Source organism: Oceanobacillus sp. NCCP-135 (assembly GCF_059698015.1).
Genome location: NZ_BAAKSZ010000031.1, coordinates 14016 through 36183, shown reverse-complemented (window position 1 = coordinate 36183; position 22168 = coordinate 14016). Strand labels below are relative to the sequence as shown.

General features: G+C 38.4%; 21 protein-coding genes and 2 pseudogenes. 5 read left to right on the top strand and 18 right to left on the bottom strand.

What is annotated here, in order from left to right; genetic code table 11:
• The 11 genes and pseudogenes from AC6HVZ_RS16815 to AC6HVZ_RS16765 all read right to left on the bottom strand — a co-directional run.
• Nucleotides 1–527 (bottom strand): IS3 family transposase (locus AC6HVZ_RS16815; protein ID WP_497559293.1); only part of this gene is annotated, 527 nt, incomplete at its 3' end.
• A 62-nt stretch (nt 528–589) separates the two neighbouring features.
• Nucleotides 590–880, bottom strand: a complete 291-nt coding sequence (locus AC6HVZ_RS16810; protein WP_497559292.1) for a transposase — start codon at nt 878–880, stop codon at nt 590–592.
• Between the two features lie 163 nt (nt 881–1043).
• Entirely contained in the window at nt 1044–2225 is a 1182-nt protein-coding gene (locus tag AC6HVZ_RS16805) for a NupC/NupG family nucleoside CNT transporter (RefSeq protein WP_497559291.1), read from the bottom strand.
• Between the two features lie 271 nt (nt 2226–2496).
• Complete coding sequence (locus tag AC6HVZ_RS16800) at nt 2497–2796, bottom strand: hypothetical protein (protein ID WP_497559290.1); 300 nt, start codon at nt 2794–2796, stop codon at nt 2497–2499.
• Between the two features lie 25 nt (nt 2797–2821).
• Nucleotides 2822–3736, bottom strand: coding sequence for a pseudouridine-5'-phosphate glycosidase (locus AC6HVZ_RS16795; protein WP_497559289.1), 915 nt, complete (start codon nt 3734–3736; stop codon nt 2822–2824).
• Nucleotides 3737–4684, bottom strand: coding sequence for a carbohydrate kinase family protein (locus AC6HVZ_RS16790; protein ID WP_497559288.1), 948 nt, complete (start codon nt 4682–4684; stop codon nt 3737–3739). It lies immediately after the preceding gene.
• A 770-nt stretch (nt 4685–5454) separates the two neighbouring features.
• Nucleotides 5455–5664, bottom strand: a pseudogene (locus AC6HVZ_RS16785) (ArsR/SmtB family transcription factor); the annotation flags it as partial.
• A gap of 302 nt (nt 5665–5966) precedes the next feature.
• Nucleotides 5967–6173 carry a hypothetical protein gene (locus AC6HVZ_RS16780; RefSeq protein ID WP_497559287.1) on the bottom strand — a complete coding sequence of 69 codons (207 nt, stop codon included), beginning with the start codon at nt 6171–6173 and terminating at the stop codon, nt 5967–5969.
• 87 nt (nt 6174–6260) lie between these two features.
• Nucleotides 6261–6413 (bottom strand): hypothetical protein, encoded by a 153-nt coding sequence (locus tag AC6HVZ_RS16775; protein ID WP_497559286.1) that lies wholly within the window; start codon nt 6411–6413, stop codon nt 6261–6263.
• A 61-nt stretch (nt 6414–6474) separates the two neighbouring features.
• A complete protein-coding gene (locus tag AC6HVZ_RS16770; protein ID WP_497559285.1) occupies nt 6475–7359 on the bottom strand; it encodes a permease in 885 nt (294 codons plus the stop codon).
• Nucleotides 7360–7450: 91 nt separating this feature from the next.
• Nucleotides 7451–7771 (bottom strand): ArsR/SmtB family transcription factor, encoded by a 321-nt coding sequence (locus tag AC6HVZ_RS16765; RefSeq protein WP_497559284.1) that lies wholly within the window; start codon nt 7769–7771, stop codon nt 7451–7453.
• A 565-nt stretch (nt 7772–8336) separates the two neighbouring features.
• Between AC6HVZ_RS16765 and AC6HVZ_RS16760 the strand changes: the two are divergent.
• From AC6HVZ_RS16760 to AC6HVZ_RS16745, 4 genes and pseudogenes are all read left to right on the top strand, one after another.
• Nucleotides 8337–8465: pseudogene (locus tag AC6HVZ_RS16760) on the top strand (Tn3 family transposase); the annotation flags it as partial.
• A gap of 1083 nt (nt 8466–9548) precedes the next feature.
• On the top strand, nt 9549–10640 hold the full coding sequence (locus AC6HVZ_RS16755) for a carbohydrate kinase (RefSeq protein ID WP_497559283.1): 1092 nt from the start codon (nt 9549–9551) through the stop codon (nt 10638–10640).
• A 168-nt stretch (nt 10641–10808) separates the two neighbouring features.
• Nucleotides 10809–11288, top strand: a complete 480-nt coding sequence (locus AC6HVZ_RS16750) for a DUF6323 family protein (protein ID WP_497559282.1) — start codon at nt 10809–10811, stop codon at nt 11286–11288.
• Entirely contained in the window at nt 11279–12715 is a 1437-nt protein-coding gene (locus AC6HVZ_RS16745) for a DUF6179 domain-containing protein (RefSeq protein ID WP_497559281.1), read from the top strand. Before AC6HVZ_RS16750 ends, AC6HVZ_RS16745 begins: the two co-directional genes overlap by 10 nt.
• A gap of 205 nt (nt 12716–12920) precedes the next feature.
• Here AC6HVZ_RS16745 and AC6HVZ_RS16740 read toward each other — a convergent pair whose 3' ends face one another.
• A complete protein-coding gene (locus AC6HVZ_RS16740; protein WP_497559280.1) occupies nt 12921–13835 on the bottom strand; it encodes a Gfo/Idh/MocA family protein in 915 nt (304 codons plus the stop codon).
• Nucleotides 13836–14788: 953 nt separating this feature from the next.
• On the opposite strand from AC6HVZ_RS16740, the gene AC6HVZ_RS16735 reads away from it, so the two are divergent.
• On the top strand, nt 14789–15349 hold the full coding sequence (locus tag AC6HVZ_RS16735; RefSeq protein WP_497559279.1) for a hypothetical protein: 561 nt from the start codon (nt 14789–14791) through the stop codon (nt 15347–15349).
• A gap of 282 nt (nt 15350–15631) precedes the next feature.
• Here the strand turns inward: AC6HVZ_RS16735 and AC6HVZ_RS16730 are convergent, their stop codons facing one another.
• From AC6HVZ_RS16730 to AC6HVZ_RS16705, 6 genes are all read right to left on the bottom strand, one after another.
• A complete protein-coding gene (locus AC6HVZ_RS16730; RefSeq protein ID WP_497559278.1) occupies nt 15632–15820 on the bottom strand; it encodes a hypothetical protein in 189 nt (62 codons plus the stop codon).
• Between the two features lie 53 nt (nt 15821–15873).
• A complete protein-coding gene (locus tag AC6HVZ_RS16725) occupies nt 15874–17790 on the bottom strand; it encodes a BglG family transcription antiterminator (RefSeq protein WP_497559277.1) in 1917 nt (638 codons plus the stop codon).
• A 371-nt stretch (nt 17791–18161) separates the two neighbouring features.
• Nucleotides 18162–19550: a glycoside hydrolase family 1 protein gene (locus AC6HVZ_RS16720; RefSeq protein ID WP_497559276.1), complete on the bottom strand. Its 1389-nt coding sequence runs from the start codon at nt 19548–19550 to the stop codon at nt 18162–18164.
• A 521-nt stretch (nt 19551–20071) separates the two neighbouring features.
• Nucleotides 20072–20377: a PTS sugar transporter subunit IIA gene (locus AC6HVZ_RS16715; protein WP_497559275.1), complete on the bottom strand. Its 306-nt coding sequence runs from the start codon at nt 20375–20377 to the stop codon at nt 20072–20074.
• A gap of 64 nt (nt 20378–20441) precedes the next feature.
• Nucleotides 20442–21734 carry a PTS cellobiose transporter subunit IIC gene (gene celB, locus AC6HVZ_RS16710; RefSeq protein ID WP_497559274.1) on the bottom strand — a complete coding sequence of 431 codons (1293 nt, stop codon included), beginning with the start codon at nt 21732–21734 and terminating at the stop codon, nt 20442–20444.
• Nucleotides 21735–21758: 24 nt separating this feature from the next.
• Entirely contained in the window at nt 21759–22067 is a 309-nt protein-coding gene (locus AC6HVZ_RS16705) for a PTS sugar transporter subunit IIB (RefSeq protein ID WP_497559273.1), read from the bottom strand.
• Nucleotides 22068–22168: the final 101 nt, after the last annotated feature.

Sequence of the window (22168 nt, the reverse complement as noted above, 5' to 3'; positions counted from 1 at the left end):
TCACTGTGGATAACAACGGGTTGACTAAGTCTTCTAGTTGCTTTTGCTTTTTCAATCGCTTTAACAATATGTTCCGTGGATAGGCTGTCTGACAGCTGCCATCCTATTATGATTCTAGAATATAAATCCATTACGCTTGTTAGGTACACAAATCCTGCCAAAGTATGCACATAGGTGATATCTGTCACCCAAACGGTGTTAGGGGCTACCGGATTAAAATCCCTATTCAAGATATTTTTCAGTTTCGTGTCAAACTCCGGGGCAATAGTTGTTCTTATATGCGGACGAACCCAAATGGCTTTTATGCCCTCCTCCCGCATGTAGTTACCCACCGTCTTTTCAGTTACGATGCAGCCCCTGGATCGTAAAATTGACGTTATTTTAGGTGCACCATAAATCTGGTATGACTCATGATAAATTTGTATAATTTTAGTTTTAATATCCTTTTTTCTTATTTCTTGTTTCGAAGGTGTTCGCTTTTTCCAACTGTAATATCCCGATGTAGAAACGCCCAATATTTTGAGCACACTGTTAACAGAAATCTTGCGTTTCTTTGTTATTTCATTCGTTATTTTGTAGATTATTCCTGTTAATTGCTCAGTATGCCCACAGCCTTTTTTAAGATTTCTAGGGCATCTTGCGAATCTCGTAATTCCTTCTTAAGGCGGGCAATTTCTTTCTCAGCATCGGAGGTATGGTTTCCGGATCCTCGGTGATCAACCACACCATTGTTGTTCTTGGCGACTGATACCCATTTTCCGAGTGTAGATTCGCCAATTTTCAGATCCTTCGCTGCCTTTCCTAAGGCTTTACCCGATGAATAATAATAATTGACTGCATCTTGCTTAAATTCTGCACTAAATTGCTTGCGTTTTGTCATATCACGATCTCCCCCAGTTAATAATATTGTACTATATTAAACTAGGAAATTTCTCTATTTGGGTTGTCCTATTTATATTCTAGCATCAGATCGCACTCAGGTCTTCGTAGAGGATCTCCTATCCCGATAGATCAATTTTACCAAACTTCTAAAAACTATAAACTTAAATCATAATCCCCATCATCGTACCTGAGATCACAGAGGCTAATGTCGCACCGAGCAATAGTTTTAATGCAAATTTTGATACATAATTTCCTTGTTTTTCACTAATCGATTTGATCGAACCGTCAATAATTCCGACCGTTCCAAAGTTGGCAAAGCTGACTAAATAGACGGATACAATAGCCGTTGTCTTTTCAGATAGACCTGCTGAAATCTCTACAAAGTTCAACATGGCTACGAATTCATTGGTAACCAATTTTGTTGCCATAATTCCACCGGCTTGTACAGCTTCGGCCCATGGAATCCCCATCAGAAATGCGATTGGCGCAAAGATATAGCCAATAATTGTTTGGAATGTAATGTTAAATACGCCAAGGAACATCACATTAATCAATTCCATCAACGCAATAAACCCTAATAGCATGGCGGCAACTGTTACCACAAGTTTAAATCCATCCATCACACTTTCTGAAACCATCTGGAAGAAAGGTACACGTTCATTTTTTTCTACTTTTACCAAATCTTCTTTTTCATCTAGATCATAAGGGTTGATAATATTTGCAATGATCAGCGCACTAAATATGTTTAGTACAACAGCTGTCACAACATATTTCGGCTCAAGCATTGTCATATAAGACCCAACCATCGCCATACTTACTGCACTCATTGCCGAAGTACAAATCGTGTAAAGCCTTCGTTGCGACAAAAGCGGGATCTGCTTGATAATGGTTAGGAAAACTTCAGGTTGGCCAAGAACTGCTGTGGACACTGCAAAGTAACTCTCCAGCCGACCCATTCCAGTTATTTTACTTAAAATAAAACCGATAAACTTGATGATCAGCGGTAATAGGTTGATATAGTTCAAGATCCCTATTAAAACAGATAGGAAAACAAGCGGCATTAAAGCGATAAAGATAAACGGCGCTTCGCCTTCATTCACGATTCCGCCAAAGACAAATTGAATTCCCGTATCCGCAATCGCTAATAATCCTTCAAAAAATGTACCGACATTGGTAATAATCGTTAGCCCAATACTCGTGTTCATCATAAAGAAAACCAGGATCAACTGCACACCCAGCATAATCAGAATGCGCTTATACTTGATATTTTTTCTATCATTACTAAATAAAAATGCAATCCCAAAAACAAGTAAAATCCCTGTCAGCAGGAATAAGAAATTCATGTCAGTTCCCCCCGTTGTTAGCGGTTTCAAATTGATTGAAAAAAATACCACAGTAAGTAAGCAACACTGTGGCAGTGACCGCAAAAATACTTTCTCAGCTTTTTAAAGAACGACTGCTATTATCTTTAACAATTGCTATCATCTTTAATTATTCTATAGAAGTCGCCCATTTTATATAGATCCGTTGCATTTAAATTTCGAACCTTTTACGATGCACATCACGAAAACATCTGTTACATTCTTTTGCTCTACTTCAAAACTGTTGTATGTTTTACCGTTTTGTAGCCAGTACTACAAACCTTTTACTCAATCGATAGAATAAGAAAAACGCCACAGCATTTTTCCAAAAGTCGGATATGAAGAAATCGGCGAGAAAGCTGGTGTCGTTCATACTTTCTCCCTTCTCGATAAAGCTGACTTCTTTCATACTTTCTTCCTTCTCGAAAAAGCTGACTTCTTTCATACTTTCTTCCTTCTCGAAAAAGCTGACTTCTTTCATACTTTCTTCCTTCTCGAAAAAGCTGACTTCTTTCATACTTTCTTCCTTCTCGAAAAAACCGTTTTCGTTCATGCTTTTTACCTTCTTAAAAAAATCTTTAAGCCTTTTTGTTAAAGCTAACTGCAATCTGGCTGCCAACTTTAGCATTGTGTTTTACTAATTCAATATTAGCTGCAAGACTCTTACCAGCTGTTAATTCTTTAATTTTAGCTAACAGAAATGGAGTACTGTCTTTACCGATAATATTGTTTTCTTTGGCTTCAATTACCGCCTGATCAATAATCCCATTGATATAGCTTTCATCCATCGCATGTTCCTCAGGGATTGGGTTGGCAATAACTGCACCACCACGAAGCTTTAGCTCCCATTTTGTTTTTAACGTTTCGGCAATTTCATCAATGGAATTAGCAGTAGCGTTTAGCTTGAATTCACTTCCTCTTGTAAAGAAAGCAGGCAGAACTTCTGTTTCGTACCCAATCACAGGAACACCTTTTGTCTCTAAATATTCCAGGGTCAGTCCTAAATCTAGAATTGATTTCGCACCGGCACAAATAACAGCGACATTGGTTTGCGCTAATTCGTCCAGATCTGCGGAGATGTCCATTGTGGTTTCCGCACCTTTATGAACCCCGCCAATACCACCTGTTACAAAAATGCTGATACCTGCCATTTCCGCACATATCATGGTTGAAGCAACCGTTGTCGCACCCAGTTTTTTCGATGCAACAATTTGTGGTAGGTCACGTCTTGAGACTTTAGCCGCATCAGAGCCTTTGCCCATTAACTCTAATTCATCGTCTGATAAACCAATTTTAATTTTTCCATCAATGATCGCAATGGTAGCTGGAACCGCTCCATTATCACGGACAATCTGCTCGACTTCTCGTGCCATTTCTACGTTTTGCGGATAGGGCATGCCGTGAGAAATAATAGTAGATTCCAGTGCAACGATTGCTTTTCCTGCCGCTTTAGCCTGCTGTACTTCTTGAGATAACACGATATATTTTTCCATTTAAATTGCCTCCATATCTAATTTTAATTGTTTTTTTGTTAAATCCTGTCTCACTGTATGCGTTGACAGAATCGTTTTATGGGCATTGACCAAGCCTGCTTTAATGACATGATCGACTGTTTCATTTTGCAGCCAGCTATGAATAACCGCTGAACAAAATGAGTCCCCTGCGCCGGTTACATCAGCAATGGTTGGTGTTTCGATCGCAGGAAAATAATGAATTTCCCCATGTTCCACACCTGCCATGACACCAGCTGCACCATTGGTTACTATCACATTTTTAACACCGCTTGCCAACCACTTCTTCACAGCTTGCTCCCAGTCCTTGTGATCAGCTATGTTCATCCCCATAAATGTTTCTGTTTCATCCTTATTAACGATCAGCCAGCTGACAGCATCCAAGTTTTTCGGAAGCCGCTCCATTTTCGGTGAAGAAACAGGGATAATGACAAGTGGAACCTGATGTTCAGCTGCGAAATTGCGGAGATAATCAATCGTCTCACCAGGACAATTCAAATCAACGATAATACATTTCGCATGGATTAGAACGGCTCTATTTTTTTCCAGCAATGCAGGCGTAATTTCCTCGAAAACATCCATATCTGCCAGTGCAATCGCTAAATCACCAGCCACATCAATGACTGCCGTGTATGAACCTGTTGCTGCATGATCATACTGGCTAACATAATCCAAATTCATAAAAGGGGACGATAAATCATTAATCTGCTGCCAATCGGAATCGTTGCCACTTGCGGAAATTAACGCAACCTCCTCCCCTAATCTACCAAGGTTTTCAGCAATATTTCTTGCCACCCCACCAATTGCTCCTGAAGATTTCACCGGATTGGATGTACCATTGATCAGCGTATTTTTTGCGTAGAATTTCTTATCCACATTAGCTCCACCTATACAAACAATCGGCTGTGTATTTTTTTTCAAATCATTCATGTTTTTATTCACACCTCCACTTTCCTGAAGGACAAAAGTTTAATTTATAAACACAAGTTTAGTATACGCTATCATTTGTAATTGGTCAATACGAAAATTCAGTTTTCAAGTTGGCTTTACTGGGGTATGAGGATCGAAATTGGGTGGAGAGAAAAAAGTGAAATAGATCATCCTAGTAGACGAAAAAAACTACTAGCGTCGGCAGCATACGTAACCTTCTCCTTAAGGAATAGTATGGGAAAGGAGATGTATACGCTTATTCAGTACATACGGGGAAGGAGAAATAGACGCTTGCTCAGGTACAGCGTGGAACAGGAGACATAGCCGATTGCTCAAGAACAGTGCGGAACAGGAGACATAATCGCTTACTTAGAATAGTACGGGGGAGTATACGTAGCCGCTTGCTCAGAACAGTGCAGAGCAGTAAACGTGACCGCTTGCTCAAGAACTGCATGGAATAGGAGAAATAGACGCTTGCTCAGGAACTGCACGTGTCCGAAAACCTAAGCAGATTGGTTGTGGGATGGCAGGTTACAAACGTTGACGTCCCGGGACTGTGCACACTCGTCCTATCAAGAACCATTGTCGAAGGTGCCTTCATGACTAACATCATGGCAAAGGTTTTGCTCAAAGGTTCGCAATGTATTTCGCCGGGGCAAAGTAAGTTTTAAAACGCCGCATTACCCGCTGGAGTGAGAGTGGTAGTAACTACCAGTAGAATTCAACTATTACTATTCATTATCTTTATTCATGGAGTGAATAATCCATTATCCCCTTCGTTCTTCTTTAACCAAACCAACATCTCTCCATTATCTGAGGTGTTGGCTAATGGATGGTTGACTAGCTTTAAAAATCTCAACGAATTCACAAACACAACAATCATGAATATCAAGAATTTTAACCATAGTTCACCGCGTTTTATCACCTAACAACTTCAAGATTATTGCTGCCTTTTCCATTTCAACTGTTGATTTCAGCATAGTTGAATCACCTCTTGCTCATATTGATATAATTAAATAATTAAATGCTTATATATTACAAAAAATATGATCTCAAAAGGTAAATTGTAATCATTAACACTTTGATCATTAAAATGCTATTTACATGACCGGACATTTATGGATAAGTTGTTGGATACAAAAGCATTATTTCCTTTCGATAGCGAAAAGCAGAATTATTTCGTTGTAAAATTCGACGGTTCAAAAAAATAATGATTTTACTTTTTGCCATTCTTTAATTGTAAGCGTCAAATAATACCTTATCCCAAAATCCGGATAATGCGCTATTTGACGCTTACCTTTAATTCTATATATGCCTTCTTAAAATTCTCGTATGCCTCTTCTCCATAACTATACTTATTCATGTTAAATAAACGCTGCATGGTTATTTCTATTCCCTTATCAAGTGAACAATTTTTGGTATTCATGATAAGTTGAATATACGATTTAAAGTATTCTTTACTCAATGTACTTGCATGATTAACAATCATTGGTATCATCCTTTTCTATAAAATTCTAATAAAAAGGGCCTCTACACGAAGCCCTTTTGCAATCGTTGCGAGTTTTGCCCTTCCTTATTAGGCCTCTTTGCGTTGCTTACCAGTGTTCTCCTTTGAAGAGTCGCAACAGCTGTTGTTTTCAGTCGGTTTAACTTCTTCAATTTCAACGTTGCAACAAGCTTGATTAGGTTTAGAAAACAACTTTTTAAAACCAGATTTTTTTTCTGCCATGAATATCACCTCCTTAAAAGGATGATTTGATGATGCATGCGCAACAAGCATTTTTTTTAACCTAAATAATTAAATTAACAATAAGACCCGTACCTATAGCTACAATGATAATAGTTGAAATAAATGCAACTAGAAATTTCTTCTTAAATAGTTTAGACAACATAACTACTTCTGGAATACTTGCACCTGCACCGCCAATAACTAAAGCAATTACGGTACCCATTGACATACCTTTAGAAATAAGTGCTTCAGCAATCGGTAACATTGTTTCAGGACGAATATACATTGGAATACCGATAACCGAAGCAATCATTACAGAGAAAACACCGTCACCACTTGCATATTTTGTAATAAACTCTGCTGGAACAAATCCATAAATAAATGCACCAATAAAGACCCCTATGAATAAGTAAGGAAGCATTGGATAAAGAAATGCCCAGGCATCATTTAAAGCTTGCTTAACTCTGGAACCTTGTGTGTTACTGAAAAAACCATCACCTTTAACAATTACACCTTTATACGTCTCTGCTAAATTAAGTTTTGAAAATATAAGCCCCGTTATAATACTAAATATACTTAGCACGATAAAATATACTAGCGCAATTTTCCAACCTAGCAATAACCAAAGCATGAAAACCATAACCGGATTCATTAACGGGGAAGCAATTAAAAAACTCATTGAAGGTCCAAATGGTACTTTGGAATTTAATAATCCTGCTAGTATGGGTATTGTTGAACAGGAGCAAAATGGTGTAATTGCACCAAATAATGTACCTAATAAGTAATTAACAGCTTTGTTTCGGCGACTTAAAAATTTTTTAATTTTTTCCTCTGATATTGCTTGTTGAATTAAACTCACAATAAAGCTCACTACAATAAATAAAGCAAGCAATTCAAAAAATAGCATAAAAAAAGTTTGTATAAATTCTAAAATTGAATCTGACATAAGTATAACTCCTTCACCTTTTATTGATCAACCTTTTTTGATGTATAAATCAAATAAAATTGATTTATACATCAAATAACGAAGATATCCGTTAGAAAATTTTACAACAAGTATCTTCAGACAAGACAAATTGTATTTGTGCTTCATTAATTTTATAATAATTCCATGTACCATGTTTTTCTGGAATCAAAATATTAGCCATTACTAATTTCTTTAAGTGATAAGATAGTTTTGATTGCTTTAAATCTAACTTTTCTTCTAAATCACAAACACACAAAGATTTATTTGGACTTTTACTAATTTCATTTATAATTTTTAATCTTATTTTATCAGCTAATGCATTAAACATGTTTTCATAATAAACAAGTGACTCAGCTTCACCTAATTCATTTATTTTTTTTATTAATTCCATTATTACACCTCCAATTAATACATCAATTTTTTTTGATTTATTAACAGTATACTATCCATAAAATTAAATTGCAACTATAATGATCAAAAAAAGTTGATCTTTCACAAAGTAGGGAAAATTAATAGGGTTGTTTCTTCTAACACACATTATGCCGGTTCCGAATAAACCAACTGAGCCAACCTTTCCCGCAAAATGTGAATGAAACAAAAAAGTTAAAAAGATAATGGACTCTTACTCAAAGCCAAGATCGAGCCAGCTAAGCCCATCCGGAATTAGAATCAATTCTAGTTTCTTTGGGCTCTTGCGCATTTTACGATATATACCTACTGCACCCAAGAATTAGTACCGTGTAAACATAATTACAATCATAATAGCACTACGTCGTTTTATGCGTAAGAGCTTTTCTTTGCACATTTAAGGGCGTTTCCGTTAATAAACTGAACCCATTTCCTCATATCTATCACCCTATTTGCGAAAGATCCAGCTAATACCATGGATAAAATCATTACCCCCGTTGAAGAAGCGAAAAAATAAGTTCTAACAATGGATTTTGACTATCTGATACAGCAGTTTTACCGATCAGGTTTTCGGTTTGAGTCAGTTGTTAGGATTTCAATTTGCACCAAGACTTCGTAATTTAACTGACGCTAAACTTTACACACGTCAAAAGCCAAGCACTTACGCAACGCTGAAAATTTAGACCAAAACCCAGCAAAATGATTTTTTAAAATTTCTTTTATTACCACAAAACGCTTAGCCATGGCTAACTTACCCTTTAATCTGATGTTTGAATTGAATCCTATAAAATTATCCACAATCCCAAAACTTTATATTTTCCGAGTTTCCCAAGCAATTAGAAATAGGGATATATTTTTTTACTATAATTAGCTTTATAGGATAAATTCATAAGTATACACTATATACATAGATGGACTTTTTGAGCCTTTTTACGTTATGATAGTTTTTAAATACATGATTATTTTTGTAACCTTTGGGACTGCGGTTACTTATCCCACCGAAAAAAATTGTTGCTTTTCAACCTACGTAGTCTTTATAGAAGACAACTAAAATTCCGCTCTGAATATTCACTCAGCCATTACGGATTGAAAACTAGTGCAAATGACCGAATAAAACTCATTTCGCCCGAACAACAGGAAAACAAGGTCAACTGGTTACATAGAATGCACCTCTATGGCAAAACGTTATCTTTTCTATCAACAACGGGGTAGGATCCTTATGATGGAACGAACAAATTGCAGTCCCTTGTTACTTCGATGAGACGAAACCATGGTGCGGTTCTTGTTGCTTCGATGTGACGAAGCATAAATGCGGTTTTTTGTTACTTCGGTGGGGCGAACGATGAAGCGAACCCTTGTTACTTTGATGAGATGAAACATGGTGCGGTCCTTGTTACTTCGATGAAACGAAACATGGTGCGGTTCTTGTTGCTTCGATGGGGCGAAACCATGGTGCGGTTCTTGTTGCTTCGATGGGACGAAACGATGATGCAGTCCCTTGTTACTTCGATAAGGCGAAACGATGATGCAGTCCCTTGTTACTTCGGTGGGGCGAAACGATGATGCAGTCCCTTGTTACTTCGATAAGGCGAGCATTCGTTGTCCCAATTTATGCGAAAACAGCTGAGAAAAACACTAAAGCGTCTTTTCAGAGGTCAGAAGTCAGATTTGAAGAAATCAGCGAAAAAGCCCGATTTTGTTTATACTTTCTTACTTGTCAAATAAAAAGTGTAACTTCCTTTAGAAGTGAGGTCAGTCCCATGAATAAAGAAAACCAAATTTTATATCATATACGAATAAATCCGTTCATTACCCAGCAGGAACTAGCGAAAAAAGTGGGGTTATCACGGTCTGCAGTTGCCAATTATATTGCTACCCTTACAAAACGGGGCGAAATCAAAGGCCGCGCCTATGTGCTCCAGGAGGAATCCTCCATCGTATGTATTGGCGGCGCAAACACAGATCGCAAAGCCCGATCAGACCAAAAGGTGCGCCTCTATTCATCCAATCCTGTAAAAATGGCGGAGGTTTGTGGTGGTGTCGCACGAAATTTCGCCGAAAACTTAAGCCGGCTTGGCCATAATGCATCGCTGATGACCTGTGTGGGTGACGACAGGGAAGGTGACTGGATTCTGAAGGAAACAAAAGCTCAGGGTGTGGATGTCAGCCAGGTATGGGTATTACAGACACAGCGGACGGGGACGTACACCGCTCTATTGGATGTAAACGGCGAAATGATTGTATCGATGGCAGATATGAATATATACGAACAAATCACCACTGCCATGTTGGAGGAAAAGTGGTCATTTATCGTATCCGCACAAGCCGTTTTTATGGACACGAATATCCCTGAGAGTTGCATCAAATATTTAATTAAACGATGCAAAGAAGAAAACATCCCACTATACATCGATCCTGTATCTTCAGCCAAAGCAAAAAAATTACCCCATCGCCTCGAGGGTGTGGCATTACTACTGCTTAACCGGGATCAAGCGGAAATGCTTGCTGAAGCCAAAATTGAGTCAATTGAGGATTGCCAATCTGCTGCTGAAAAAATTAGAAAGCGTGGTGTACAAAAGATCATTATCACACTTGGAGATCAGGGAGCTTATTACGCATCCCCGAAAGAATCCGGACATTTGCCACCATTTGAAACAAATGTAGTTGATGTGACAGGCGCTGGCGACGCATTTGCATCCTGTGCAATCTATGGAATCATGAATGGGGAATCCCTACTAGGCGCTTGCCAATTAGGACTCGCCGGTTCCGCACTCACCATTCAAACAGAAGCATCCGTATCAGCACTCCTAAAGCCGGAGAAAATTTATGAATTGGTGGAGAAGTATAGGTGATTAAAGCTTTGGTTCGGCTGGGCTTATTGTCACTAAACACTATTGACATATTTAATCAAATGGGGTAAATTCAAAGTAAAAATAAATTAATTAATTATATCATATTTAGAATGAAAAGTCAAACATATTTTGAAAAATATTAAAAATATGTAGGAAGGAAGAGAGGCTATGAATTTATCCCGTTTTTTAAATTCCATCCAATTATCTCCTCAGTCCAAGACAGTGATGGAGTTACTCGATCTAAATGAAAAAATAAAAGAGCACAACTTGCTTCTTACGCCAAATGATGTAAAGACATTGATTACATCTAGAAATCAAGTACTTCATGACTATGCACGAGTCGAGCTGAGCATTGAAGTATTAAAGGGGTTAATTGAGGTGTTTGCTGCTTCACCGTATATGGATCAGGATCATTATGTTGAGACGCTAAATGATCTTCAGGAGATTTTTTATTATCTTAGAAATGAAACTGAAGATAAGATTAGCGACGTGAAACTAATTAATCAGATGATGGAGTATTTTAATGGCTCATGCGCTGGTTCTGTGGAGCTATTAAGAAGTAAAATGGAGCAACTTGCAGAGAATTTCAGAAGTGATTTGATATATGGTAAGTCCTCGATTGAAGGGGATGATAAAACATGGGATTAGATAACTCACAAGATCATTCTCGATCTGTTTCTAATATTACTATCAATCGTTCAAAGTTAAATCAAAGTCAATATATGTTGTCGCTTTTAAATGAAGGTCAACGAGTGGGACTCATCTCCAGTCAGCAAGTTTACCAGATACAGGTAGAGGTTATGCAGGTTCTTCAGCAATTAATACGGGAATATACCCAAGGAGAAAGTACATCGGTGACATCGGACACAGCACAGGGAATTATGGTATCTCTAATGTATGCCATAGATGCTTATGCCCTTCACTTTAAGGAACCTGAAAATGCTATCACTCATTTTGGTACTGAAAGTGTAAAGGATATACATTCAAAAGGTGTTGAATTACTTCGACAGTACTTTGAACAAGCCAACCAACTGTATCAGGATGTAAAAGAGATGAAATTAGATGTACCTGTTGATGCTTATAATATGACCATTGATGAATCATTGCCTGTATTTATGAACAACTATAATATTATTTTTGAAGCACAAAATACTATGGCGAGTATTGACTATCCTTTAGCCATTGATAATATGCGGCTACAGGGTGTCTTTTATATTAAACAGTATTTAGAACGTCTGCTAATGGAGACACGGTTCTGTCATTTTTTTAGTCATCAAGATTTAATATATGTTTTGAAAAATTTCGGGAAGAAATCGCGTTTTAACTATAGCATTGAGCTATTTAATATATTTGAGTTGATTATAAATAATGCTGTCTTTTCACTGCTGTCCGGCGGAAAAGCCAATCAGGTCAGAATTTCAGACGTTCAATATAACCAGTTGAATCAAATGTTTATATCTTGTAATGCTGAAAAAAGGTACGGATTGATTCATAAAGCATTCAATCGGCTACAGGAGGAATTACAAACGGATCAAGAGCTTAAGTCTTATATCTATTTGTACCGGGATGAATTGGTTCAAAGGGTAAATACCTCAGCTGAAATCGGTAGCTTCGAAAAGCTAATCATCAAGGAAGAGGAAGAACGCGAAAAACCAATAGTGTTAATGCTAAATGAAAATGATCGTATGAATGATATCAAAATGCGAGGACTAGTGGACCGGATCATGAAAAGCGATAATAAAACGGAAAAAGTACGTTTAATCCGTGAGCATTTTGTTTCACTGCATGATTATTTGGATTTACTAAACTCAGAATGCTTGTTTGATGGTGAATATGATGCACTATTTGCTACATTTGGGGATATTGAATTGGCTATTTTCGCTAAAATTGTATTTTATGAGGAATTACGAGGGAATGTAAGGGATTTTTCAGAAATTGTTGCTGACGGTACTGAAGCAAGGGAAGAGTGGGAAGTAAGATATATTGGGTTTATGCAGCAGTTGGATGAAGAACGCATCAAGCCGATAGGGCACCTTATTTACGATATTGATTATGAGGAGATATCGTTCTATTAATTAAAAAAGTTTAAAGACAGGAGCTATGCGTGAGGAAAATACACTTAAGTTGAGAGTGTAAGGCTTTTACTCGGCAGTTTAGATTACACTCTCCTGAATCACCAGTTATCTCTCCACTTCGACAGCTTTTCTTACGTTTCATATTCACTGCTTGAGACAAAAAAGGCTCCCTACATCATTCATCTGTAAAGAGCGATTTTTCAAGTTACTTATTCAACAATGCTTCCACAATCATTTGCGATTTCAACCCTTCTACCCCATCAACTAACGGCCGTTCATCATTCTGAACACATTCGATAAAATGCCTAATCGCACCTTCAAATCCCCGCTGCCTTCCGATCGTTTCCCAGGATGGCGATGTCTTTATGATTATTTTATCATTTTGCTCCACTTCCATGGTATCCATATTTTTCACACGGACTATTTTCCCATCTGAAAAGAGTTCAAGCTGCTCGAGATTGGTGCCCGCATTTCGATGCATTGCTGTGGAAAATGGATTTTTTTGATCAGAATGAAAAATATGTTGCGCATGCACAAGCTGCTTTTCATCATTTATGTTCCTATTTGAGTAAGCTGCTTCTAAATCACTATCTGCCAGCCAGCGAACAGTATCGATTAAATGAATATAATCATCCAACAATGTAAATTTATAAGAATTCGGGCCAATTCCATTTTCACGATGTTTTTCAAAACGAGCCCAGTCTATCTTTTGTGCCTTTTCTTTTGCTTCCAAATACATCGGCGCAAAACGGCGATTAAATCCGACCATCAGCTTCCTGCCCTGTTTCCTACTGACATCAACCAACCCTTCTGCTTCTGCAATAGTTGCCGCAAGTGGCTTATCAACATAAACATCTACTCCTTTTTCCAAAAGAGCAGTCACCACCGCATAATGAGAATCTGTTGAGCTATGTACAAATATCGCGTCACAGCTTTCCGCTAAATCCATCAAACGATTAAAATCCCGAATACGATATTGCCTGCATATCCGTTTCCGTTTCTCTTTACTTGGTGAGAACGCACCGATAAATTCCCAGTCCGCTTCCTTTGTCAGAATTGGCAGGTATGCTTTTTGGGCAATTCCACCAAGTCCCACCATGCCAACACGCAGCTTTCTCATTTGGATCACTCCTTGTATCAGTTGTATAGCTTTATGTGAAAAATTCTATGTTCCTTGTATCAGTTGCATGGATTTATATTAAAAATTCTGGTTCAATCACATTTTGCGGGGAAGGTTGGTTCAGTTGGTTTATTCGGAACCGGTATAATGTGTTTTTAAAGAAACAAAACTATTAATTTCCCCGTACTTTGTAAAAGATCCAAAATTCTATGTCTCTTGTATCAGTTCCATTGATTTATATGAATTATGTGAAAAATTCTATGTCCCTTGTATCAGTTGCATAGCTTTATGTGAAAAATTCCATGGCAGGTTCATCATGTAAATTCATTATTTTCACCCTCCACACCGTACAATTAATGAATTGCTTTTCAACGACCATGATCGGGAGAGGAACATCCATTTTAATCTAAAACCCCACTTCCCCTTTTGATTGGCGAATGTTTGCCTGCACATAATCTTTTTCTTGTTTATATTATTCCATTGTTTCTTTACTCACATTACTATGGAACTTGCAAAATACCCATCACGCTTAAAATTACGCTTAAAAGCTCCTCCTTTGTGCGTCAGTTATCTTCATTTTACCACATCCGATCCATAGCTCCGTATAAATTGGAGCCATCCTATTTTGGTTCGACACTTATCACAATGCTTCATCGTTTGTTGCTTATTCAAGGATTTACACCTAACAAATCATCAGCAATCCTTTAATGTGAGGCATTTTCGACAGGTCAAGGTTGCGTTCGTATTCCAACTTGCCATATTTCTTATTCCAGCCTGCCACACAAAGGATAATGTACAGCTGACGTGAGCTCGATAGCTTTAATACCACAAATCCTAAGCTTGTCCATATAACAATTCTAGCATTTTGATTGATCAAAATTAAAAATAAAAATAATGTCATAATTTGTTCGCTTGTTCTTATGCTATAATGTAATCATTAGGAGGTGATAGAAATGGAAAAGGAAGATCAGATTATTGGCATGCTGGAGCAGATTATTAGTAAGCAGGACGAGCACACTCGCATTCTTGGAGAGCACAGCCAGAAACTGGACGAGCACACTCACATCCTTGGAGAGCACAGCCAAAAACTGGACGAGCACACTCGCATTCTTGGAGAGCACAGCCAAAAACTGGACGAGCACACTCGTATTCTTGGAGAGCACAGCCAGAAACTGGACGAGCACACTCGCATTCTTGGAGAACACAGCCAGAAACTGGACGAGCACACTCGCATTCTTGGAGAACACAGCCAGAAACTGGACGAGCACACTCAGCAACATGCTAATCACAACACACAATTCAAAGAACATGGTGAAATTCTCCGTGCGCTGAGAACGGGACAAGAGTATTTAAAAGCAGAAATCGACGGTATATCACTTACAAACGCCCGAGAGTTTGGTAAATTAAAAGAGGAAAATAATAATATTTCCACTAATTTGAAACTTTTACGTGATGATACGTGGGCAAATAAAGTAGATATACACCGCATTAAAAATACGATGGGAATGAACTAGCTCCATTTTTTATAAATTAACTCCGATCGTTATCTTCAATTAACTTCTTAGAATAACTCTACAGAAAAAGCTTCATTTTATTAGGAACATTAAACGGTTGGATGCGTATGCCCAACCGTTTAATGTTTTAGAAAGGAAATGCTGCTGCGCAATAGCAATTTTGTTGTAATAGTTGAGAGACGCACTTGAAAAGTTGAGAGGCGCACTCGAAAAGTTGAGAGAATCACTCGAAAAGTTGAGAGGCGCACTCGAAAAGTTGAGAGAAAACCCTAATTTCCAGCATTATCTCTCAACTTTGATCCACTTTCTCTCAACTTTGATCAGATTTGTTTCAACTTCGCAATACTTTCTCTCAACTTTGATCAGATTTGTTTCAACTTCGCAATCCTTTCTCTCAACTTCGGCCAGATTTGTTTCAACTTCGCAATCCTTTCTCTCAACTTTCACCCAGTTTCTCTCAACTCTAACCATACCACCACGTTGCTAGCCAGTATCTCTACTCTCAGGGGCTATCAAATTCTGCCTTAACTTCCTAACACATCCAAAAACTCCTCATAAGTTCCAGCTCCAACCAATTTCTGAACAACCGGCCCATTTTCAATAATTTTTCCTAACAAATCATACATGGACTGCAGATCTTCGGTACTATTTTTCTTTACACAAAGAAAACAGATGAATTGAGCGGGTTTCTCATTCCACATAATCGGTTTTTCCAATGTGCATATCGCAAGAAATGTTGTATCAGACTTTGGTGTGATTGGATGCGGAACCGCTACCAGATTCCCAAAGGATGTTGGTGCTATTTCCTCTCTTTCTTTTACAGCGTCCAGAAATGTAGATTCAACCAGGCCTCTTTCAAGCAATTGCTTATACATAAATTCCAGAACCTCCTCTTTAGAAGCAAGGCTTTGTCTTAAAAATAGGAGCTCTTTTTGAAAATAATTAACCACACTCTGGCCACCCTCAACAATAAATTTCTTTATTTTTTCCAGATCCCGATCCCCGAGAATTGCATTTACTTCCACTACGGGAACAGGCAATTTTTCAGAAATCGGAATGGAACTGACAATAAAATCAATATCATTCAGGTCATATTGATCAAGCTTGTAATATTCTGTTGTTCCGATGACGTCCATTTCCCTGCTAAATCGGGATTTCAGTCTGTAATAAATCAATTTGGCTGTACCCAAACCGGATGCGCAGACGATTAGGCAACGTTTCGGGCCTGTTTTTATTTTTTGTCTCTCGATGGCTGCTCCAATATGAAGCGCAAGATAGCCAATTTCATTTTCATTAATTTTAGTTCCCGTATACTCTTCTATTGCTACCCCAGCTAAAATTCCTGCCTCAAATGCCAATGGGTAGTTTTGTTTAATATTTCTTAGCATCGGATTTCTTACATTCATTCCGTATTTATAGCGGTTAATAGAAGGCTTTAAGTGCAATCCAAGACCGATAATTAGCTCCTGATCATGTCTTATTCCGAGATTTAATTCCGCTTCTATTTTAACCAGGATATTCTTTACCAGCTGATAAATATTCTCCTCCAGCACTTGTTCAACAACTTGTTCTGAATCATAAGCCTGGGACAGCATTTTTGTTCCGAGTAAATGGATGGCGATGTAAGCAATTTCCGCTTCTGGAAATTTCACATGAAATGTATCCTCCACTTCCCTGACAATCTTTTCCGCTACCAGATATTCCTTCTGATCAAGAATGTCCTGCATATCGGTTTGATATAATTTCACATGATACCCGCTTTTGATACGCTTGTAAGCAATTGCGATGTGTATCAGCAGATTATTTATTGCTATATCTGACAACGTGATATGATGTTCTTCAATCTGTCTCATAATAATGGCCTGAATCTTATCCAGCACAGATTGATCCACGGAAGTGAGACCGGCTTCATGCAAATGATCACAGGCCCCGTCATTGCGGTCAAACAAATATTCTGACATACAAAAGCGCCGTTTCAATTCACTGCCCAAAATCCTTAATCCATAATTCGGGCGTGATTCCAGACGAATATCATAGTCAGCCAATACATCTTTCACCTGTTTTAAATCGTTTTGGATCGTTGATTTGCTTACATAAATTTCGTCTGCCAGATCATCAAGCTTTTCATACCCTTCACTTAACAATAGGCGCTTAATTATATATGTCGCCCGTTCTTCAGGTGTTTTCGGTAAAAATTCTTCTGAAACTTCTTCTTTAAAAATGGATTGTAAATATTTACGAAAACTTAGATCATCATCAATAACTAATTGATAGCCTTTCCCCATAACAGATTCAACATTTGCGCCATTTTCAAAAAGTACCTCATTTAACCTTTTCACATCTTCCCTTGCAGTACGTGACGTCACTTGATTAATATTCGCTAGGTAATTGCTAGTGAGTGGACTTTCAGCAGTCATTAATTTTCGTAAAATTATTTTCATTCTGGAGTTTAACATGGTGCTTCTTCTCCTTATAAAATCAGTAATGATACTAATCTTATTTTACTCTTTTACATGGTATAATACCAAAACGCCTTGATTCCAATATGAAAAACAGAACCTGCTATTTTTTAAAAGTTAATTTCTAAAAGCTTGGGACTACGCACCGCTCGTCCCACGAAATGATTTGTATTGCGCACACACCTCTCGCTCGTTTCACTGAAATGATTTGCACCTGCATATCGCTCGTCCCACGAAATGATTTGCATTGCGCACCTCTCGCTCATCTTGTTATTATTTAGGCTGTACTATCCCGAAGATATACTGGGCAAGCTATTTTCACTATGGCTGGGTACAGTCGTTAAACATACAAATTAAAAACCATTATTCTTTGAAACAGCTTTCATCCAATGCGCACTTTTCTTCAGTGTTCTTTCCTGGGTTTCAATATCAACAGAAACGAAGCCATAACGATTTTTGTATGCATTCATCCATGACCAGTTATCCATAAATGACCATAAATGATACCCTTTTGCATTACATCCTGCTTCAATCGCTTGATGCAGCCATTTCAAATGTTCACTAATAAATTCAATCCGGTAATCATCCTGAATTTCGCCGTCTTGGATGAAACGCTCTTCACCTTCAACTCCCATCCCATTTTCAGAGATAAATGACTCGATATTTCCGTAGTTATCTTTCAGGTTCATCATGATGTCATAAATACCTTTTTCATAGATTTCCCAGCCGCGATATTTGTTCATCTTTCTGCCAGGCATTTCATAGTTATCAAAGAACCAATCCGGCATAAACGGGCTATAAGGATTTGGCAAATGATCCTTTGCTTTCACACGGCGCGGTTGATAATAGTTGACACCCAGAATGTCCGCCGTATTTGCTTTTAATAAAGCAGCGTCACCTTTTCCTGTAACCGGTAATTGGCCATGCTCCCTTAAAATTTCAATCAATTCCGTTGGGTATTCTCCTAATACTGCTGGATCCAGAAAACTTCGGTTGAAAAACAAATCCGTAATTCGCGAAGCTTTGACATCAGCAGGATTTTGACTTCTCGGATAGGATGGGGTCAGGTTTAAAATAATGCCAATTTTCCCATCTTTAATATCAAATTCACGGAAGGCTTCCACCGCCAGTGCATGGGCAATCATTGTATGATATGCTACCTGAGCTGCACGACGAGCATCCACAACATTTGGATAATGAAAATCGTACAGATAGCCACCTTCTACCGGAACGATTGGTTCATTAAATGTAAACCATTTGCTTACCCGATCACCAAATAAACGAAAAGCTTCTTTGGCATAGTCCGCGTACGCATCGACTACTTCCCTATTTTCCCAGCCGCCTTCATTTTGTAATTCCAATGGCATATCAAAATGGAATAAATTCACAAATGGTTCAATATCATTTGCAAGCAACTCATCAATGACATTATTATAAAATGTTACTGCTTCAGGATTCACATCCCCACGTCCGCCTGGAATTAATCGAGACCAGGAAATAGACATGCGGAATGTATTATGACCAATTTCCTTCATTAATTTAATGTCTTCTTTATATAAATGATAGAACTCAGAAGTTGATTCAGGGCCAACATTATCAAAAAAGCGATTAGCTTCTGTTTCATACCAATGATCCCAAATATTTTTCCCCTTTCCGCCTTCATTTGCTGCACCTTCGATTTGCGTTGCAGATGTTGCACTTCCCCACCAAAAACCTTCTGGAAATTTATAGTTTATTGACATAGATGCATTCCTCCTGTTTTAGTTAACTTGTTTTGCATAGATTGGGACTTCGCACTGCTCGTCCCATCGAAGTAATTGTTTTTTCTTGCCCCGTAATTGAAATATGAAGTATGTGCTGGTTGTTTTCCACTCCGGACCGTTGCTTTCCTCGGGCACGGCTTCAGCCACCTCGCGGAAGACCACCGCTGCGGGGTCTTCAGACACGTGCTGTTCCCGCAGGAGTCAACGGTCCTACGCTCTAAACAACCGCCATAGATGTGCAAGTATTTGTTTGAAATCAAAAATTTTTTAAAAGTTGCAAAGCACTATCCCAGCGGAGGAAACACACGTAGACTCCTTCGGGAGAAATGGCCTAGTTGAGACCCCACAGTGCGTAGCACGAGGAGGCTAATCAGCCACCCGCGGAAAGCGTAGTGTGTTTCCGGAGCGATATATGTTACTTCTCACTTTATCCTAACCCTGGTGGGACAAGTAACCGCAGTCCCAAAGTTTACAGAAAAAGCCCTTAGTTAAGTGTCCTTTTATTTATTTCGATAGATTTCGATAATTTCAATAGCCAAATCCCTTACCGTCATGGACGTCATTAAGTGGTCCTGTGAGTGAACTAACATAACGTTAACGCCTTGTCCCTCGCCATCAGCCTCCTCTTGAAGCAGCTTTGTTTGATGCCCATGTGCTTCACTTAATTCCGAACCTGCTTCTTCAATTAAACGATCAGCCTCTGCAAAATTCCCTTGCTTCGCCTCTTGGATTGCTTCCATTGCACTGGACTTCCCATTTCCAGCATGTAAGATAATCTGAAAAGCAATCTCTGTCATTTTATCCATATGTTAATCACCTCTGAAGTCTAATGAAAACGGCCCCGAAAATAATGCTTAAGGCCGTTATATTCTATTGTTTACTTCCGCCTTTTTTCTCGATTTCGTAATAATTTTTATCCAGTATTTTCAAGAATGGCCACCAGATAATTGCTACAACTAATAGGTTAAATGCTTGCAGAACTGCACCCTGCCAGGCATTACCCGTTGCCAGGAATCCACTTAAAATAGGCGGGGTTGTCCAAGGTACGATAATTCCGGCTGGTGGTGGAACTAATCCGATTGACATTGCAAAATACGTAATGATCGTTACAACAACTGGTGCGACCAACCATGGAATGATAATTAATGGGTTCATCACAATCGGCAATCCAAAAATAATCGGTTCGTTAACATTAAATATACCCGCAGGAGCACCTAATTTCCCTAATTCCTTCAGCTGCCTGCTTCGTCCAATCATGAAGATTAGAATAATAACAGCTAATGTCATACCTGTTCCACCCATACCAACAAGGAATGAATCGATAAATTGCTTTGTTACAATGTTTGGCAGTTCGATACCTGCCTGAAATGCCTTTAAGTTTTCATCATTTAACGCATACCAGATTGGATCAAATACAGAGTTCACAATGATTTGACCATGCAAACCAAAGAACCAGAATACTTGAATTAACAATACAGCAATAAGTGTAGCAGGTAACCCGCTGCCTAATGCGGTTAACGGCTCTTGAATAATTGTATAAATAAAGTTCTGAACCGTATCAAAAGGGGTATAACTAAAGCTAATGCGAACGACTAAAAATACAGTAAGCGTCAATGTAATTGGAATCAATGCACTGAATGATTTCGCAACTGCCCCCGGAACACCAGCGGGCATCTTAATTGTCCAGTCTTTTTGTACAAAAAATCGATATAGCTCTGCTGAAATAAATGCCGTGAAGATTCCCAGGAACATCCCCTGTGCACCAAGACTTGCTGTTGGAATGACACCAGAAACGCCCTCAAGAACCTGTGGTGTTAAAATAAGAAAAGCTGCAAGTGCCACCACACCACCATAAATTGCTTCCCCACCATAATGTTCGGTTAATTTATAACCAATCCCTATAATCACGAACAATCCCATGATACTTAGTGTCGCAGCAGATGCTGGCCCTAATGCATTTTGATAGGCAGTAAATGCCTCCTCACTAATTACTTTATCTAAGAACGGAAAGTTTGCAATGACGACAAAGATCGAACCGAAGATAATTAATGGCAATGCCACCATAAACCCATCGCGCAATGCAGATAAATAACGATTATTATTTAACTTGTCTGCAATGGGTAATAACATATTTTCCAGAAATTCCATGAATTTATTATTCATAATTTCATTTCCCCCACTTGTTTATTATTCGCCAATCAACTCGAGAGCTTTATTTAAAACAGCCTCTCCATCAACTCGTCCGTATGCAACTGGATCAATGACATCCAACGGAATACCAACTTCCTCAGCCACTTTGGCAAACTTCTTCTTCATAAATCTCATTTGCGGCCCAATCAACAGAACATCCGCCTTTTCCATATCGGAAGGCGCCTTATCTTGAGCAACAGCCCAAATTTCAACTTCAATTCCCTTTTCCTCCGCTATTTCCTCCATCTTTTTCACCAACAAGCTTGTTGACATCCCTGATGAACATGCTAATAATATACGTTTCATTGATAATTCCTCCTTGATTGTTGTAGTGCTTATGATGTTGTAATTATAGTTTAAAATAAAACCGCTTACATCTACACACATTGTTTTTCCGTCTGGTGGAG

Excerpts from the sequence above, each read along its gene's own strand:
- AC6HVZ_RS16720 (WP_497559276.1), bottom strand. The coding sequence starts at position 19,550 with ATGTCAATAAACTATAAATTTCCAGAAGGTTTTTGGTGGGGAAGTGCA.
- AC6HVZ_RS16780 (WP_497559287.1), bottom strand. The coding sequence starts at position 6,173 with ATGATTGTTAATCATGCAAGTACATTGAGTAAAGAATACTTTAAATCG.
- AC6HVZ_RS16715 (WP_497559275.1), bottom strand. The coding sequence starts at position 20,377 with ATGGATAAAATGACAGAGATTGCTTTTCAGATTATCTTACATGCTGGA.
- AC6HVZ_RS16725 (WP_497559277.1), bottom strand. The coding sequence starts at position 17,790 with ATGAAAATAATTTTACGAAAATTAATGACTGCTGAAAGTCCACTCACT.
- AC6HVZ_RS16805 (WP_497559291.1), bottom strand. The coding sequence starts at position 2,225 with ATGAATTTCTTATTCCTGCTGACAGGGATTTTACTTGTTTTTGGGATT.
- AC6HVZ_RS16750 (WP_497559282.1), top strand. The coding sequence starts at position 10,809 with ATGAATTTATCCCGTTTTTTAAATTCCATCCAATTATCTCCTCAGTCC.
- AC6HVZ_RS16740 (WP_497559280.1), bottom strand. The coding sequence starts at position 13,835 with ATGAGAAAGCTGCGTGTTGGCATGGTGGGACTTGGTGGAATTGCCCAA.
- AC6HVZ_RS16775 (WP_497559286.1), bottom strand. The coding sequence starts at position 6,413 with ATGGCAGAAAAAAAATCTGGTTTTAAAAAGTTGTTTTCTAAACCTAAT.
- AC6HVZ_RS16795 (WP_497559289.1), bottom strand. The coding sequence starts at position 3,736 with ATGGAAAAATATATCGTGTTATCTCAAGAAGTACAGCAGGCTAAAGCG.
- celB (WP_497559274.1), bottom strand. The coding sequence starts at position 21,734 with ATGAATAATAAATTCATGGAATTTCTGGAAAATATGTTATTACCCATT.
- AC6HVZ_RS16730 (WP_497559278.1), bottom strand. The coding sequence starts at position 15,820 with ATGGTTAGAGTTGAGAGAAACTGGGTGAAAGTTGAGAGAAAGGATTGC.
- AC6HVZ_RS16800 (WP_497559290.1), bottom strand. The coding sequence starts at position 2,796 with ATGAACGAAAACGGTTTTTTCGAGAAGGAAGAAAGTATGAAAGAAGTC.
- AC6HVZ_RS16790 (WP_497559288.1), bottom strand. The coding sequence starts at position 4,684 with ATGAATGATTTGAAAAAAAATACACAGCCGATTGTTTGTATAGGTGGA.
- AC6HVZ_RS16810 (WP_497559292.1), bottom strand. The coding sequence starts at position 880 with ATGACAAAACGCAAGCAATTTAGTGCAGAATTTAAGCAAGATGCAGTC.
- AC6HVZ_RS16745 (WP_497559281.1), top strand. The coding sequence starts at position 11,279 with ATGGGATTAGATAACTCACAAGATCATTCTCGATCTGTTTCTAATATT.
- AC6HVZ_RS16765 (WP_497559284.1), bottom strand. The coding sequence starts at position 7,771 with ATGGAATTAATAAAAAAAATAAATGAATTAGGTGAAGCTGAGTCACTT.
- AC6HVZ_RS16735 (WP_497559279.1), top strand. The coding sequence starts at position 14,789 with ATGGAAAAGGAAGATCAGATTATTGGCATGCTGGAGCAGATTATTAGT.
- AC6HVZ_RS16705 (WP_497559273.1), bottom strand. The coding sequence starts at position 22,067 with ATGAAACGTATATTATTAGCATGTTCATCAGGGATGTCAACAAGCTTG.
- AC6HVZ_RS16770 (WP_497559285.1), bottom strand. The coding sequence starts at position 7,359 with ATGTCAGATTCAATTTTAGAATTTATACAAACTTTTTTTATGCTATTT.
- AC6HVZ_RS16755 (WP_497559283.1), top strand. The coding sequence starts at position 9,549 with ATGAATAAAGAAAACCAAATTTTATATCATATACGAATAAATCCGTTC.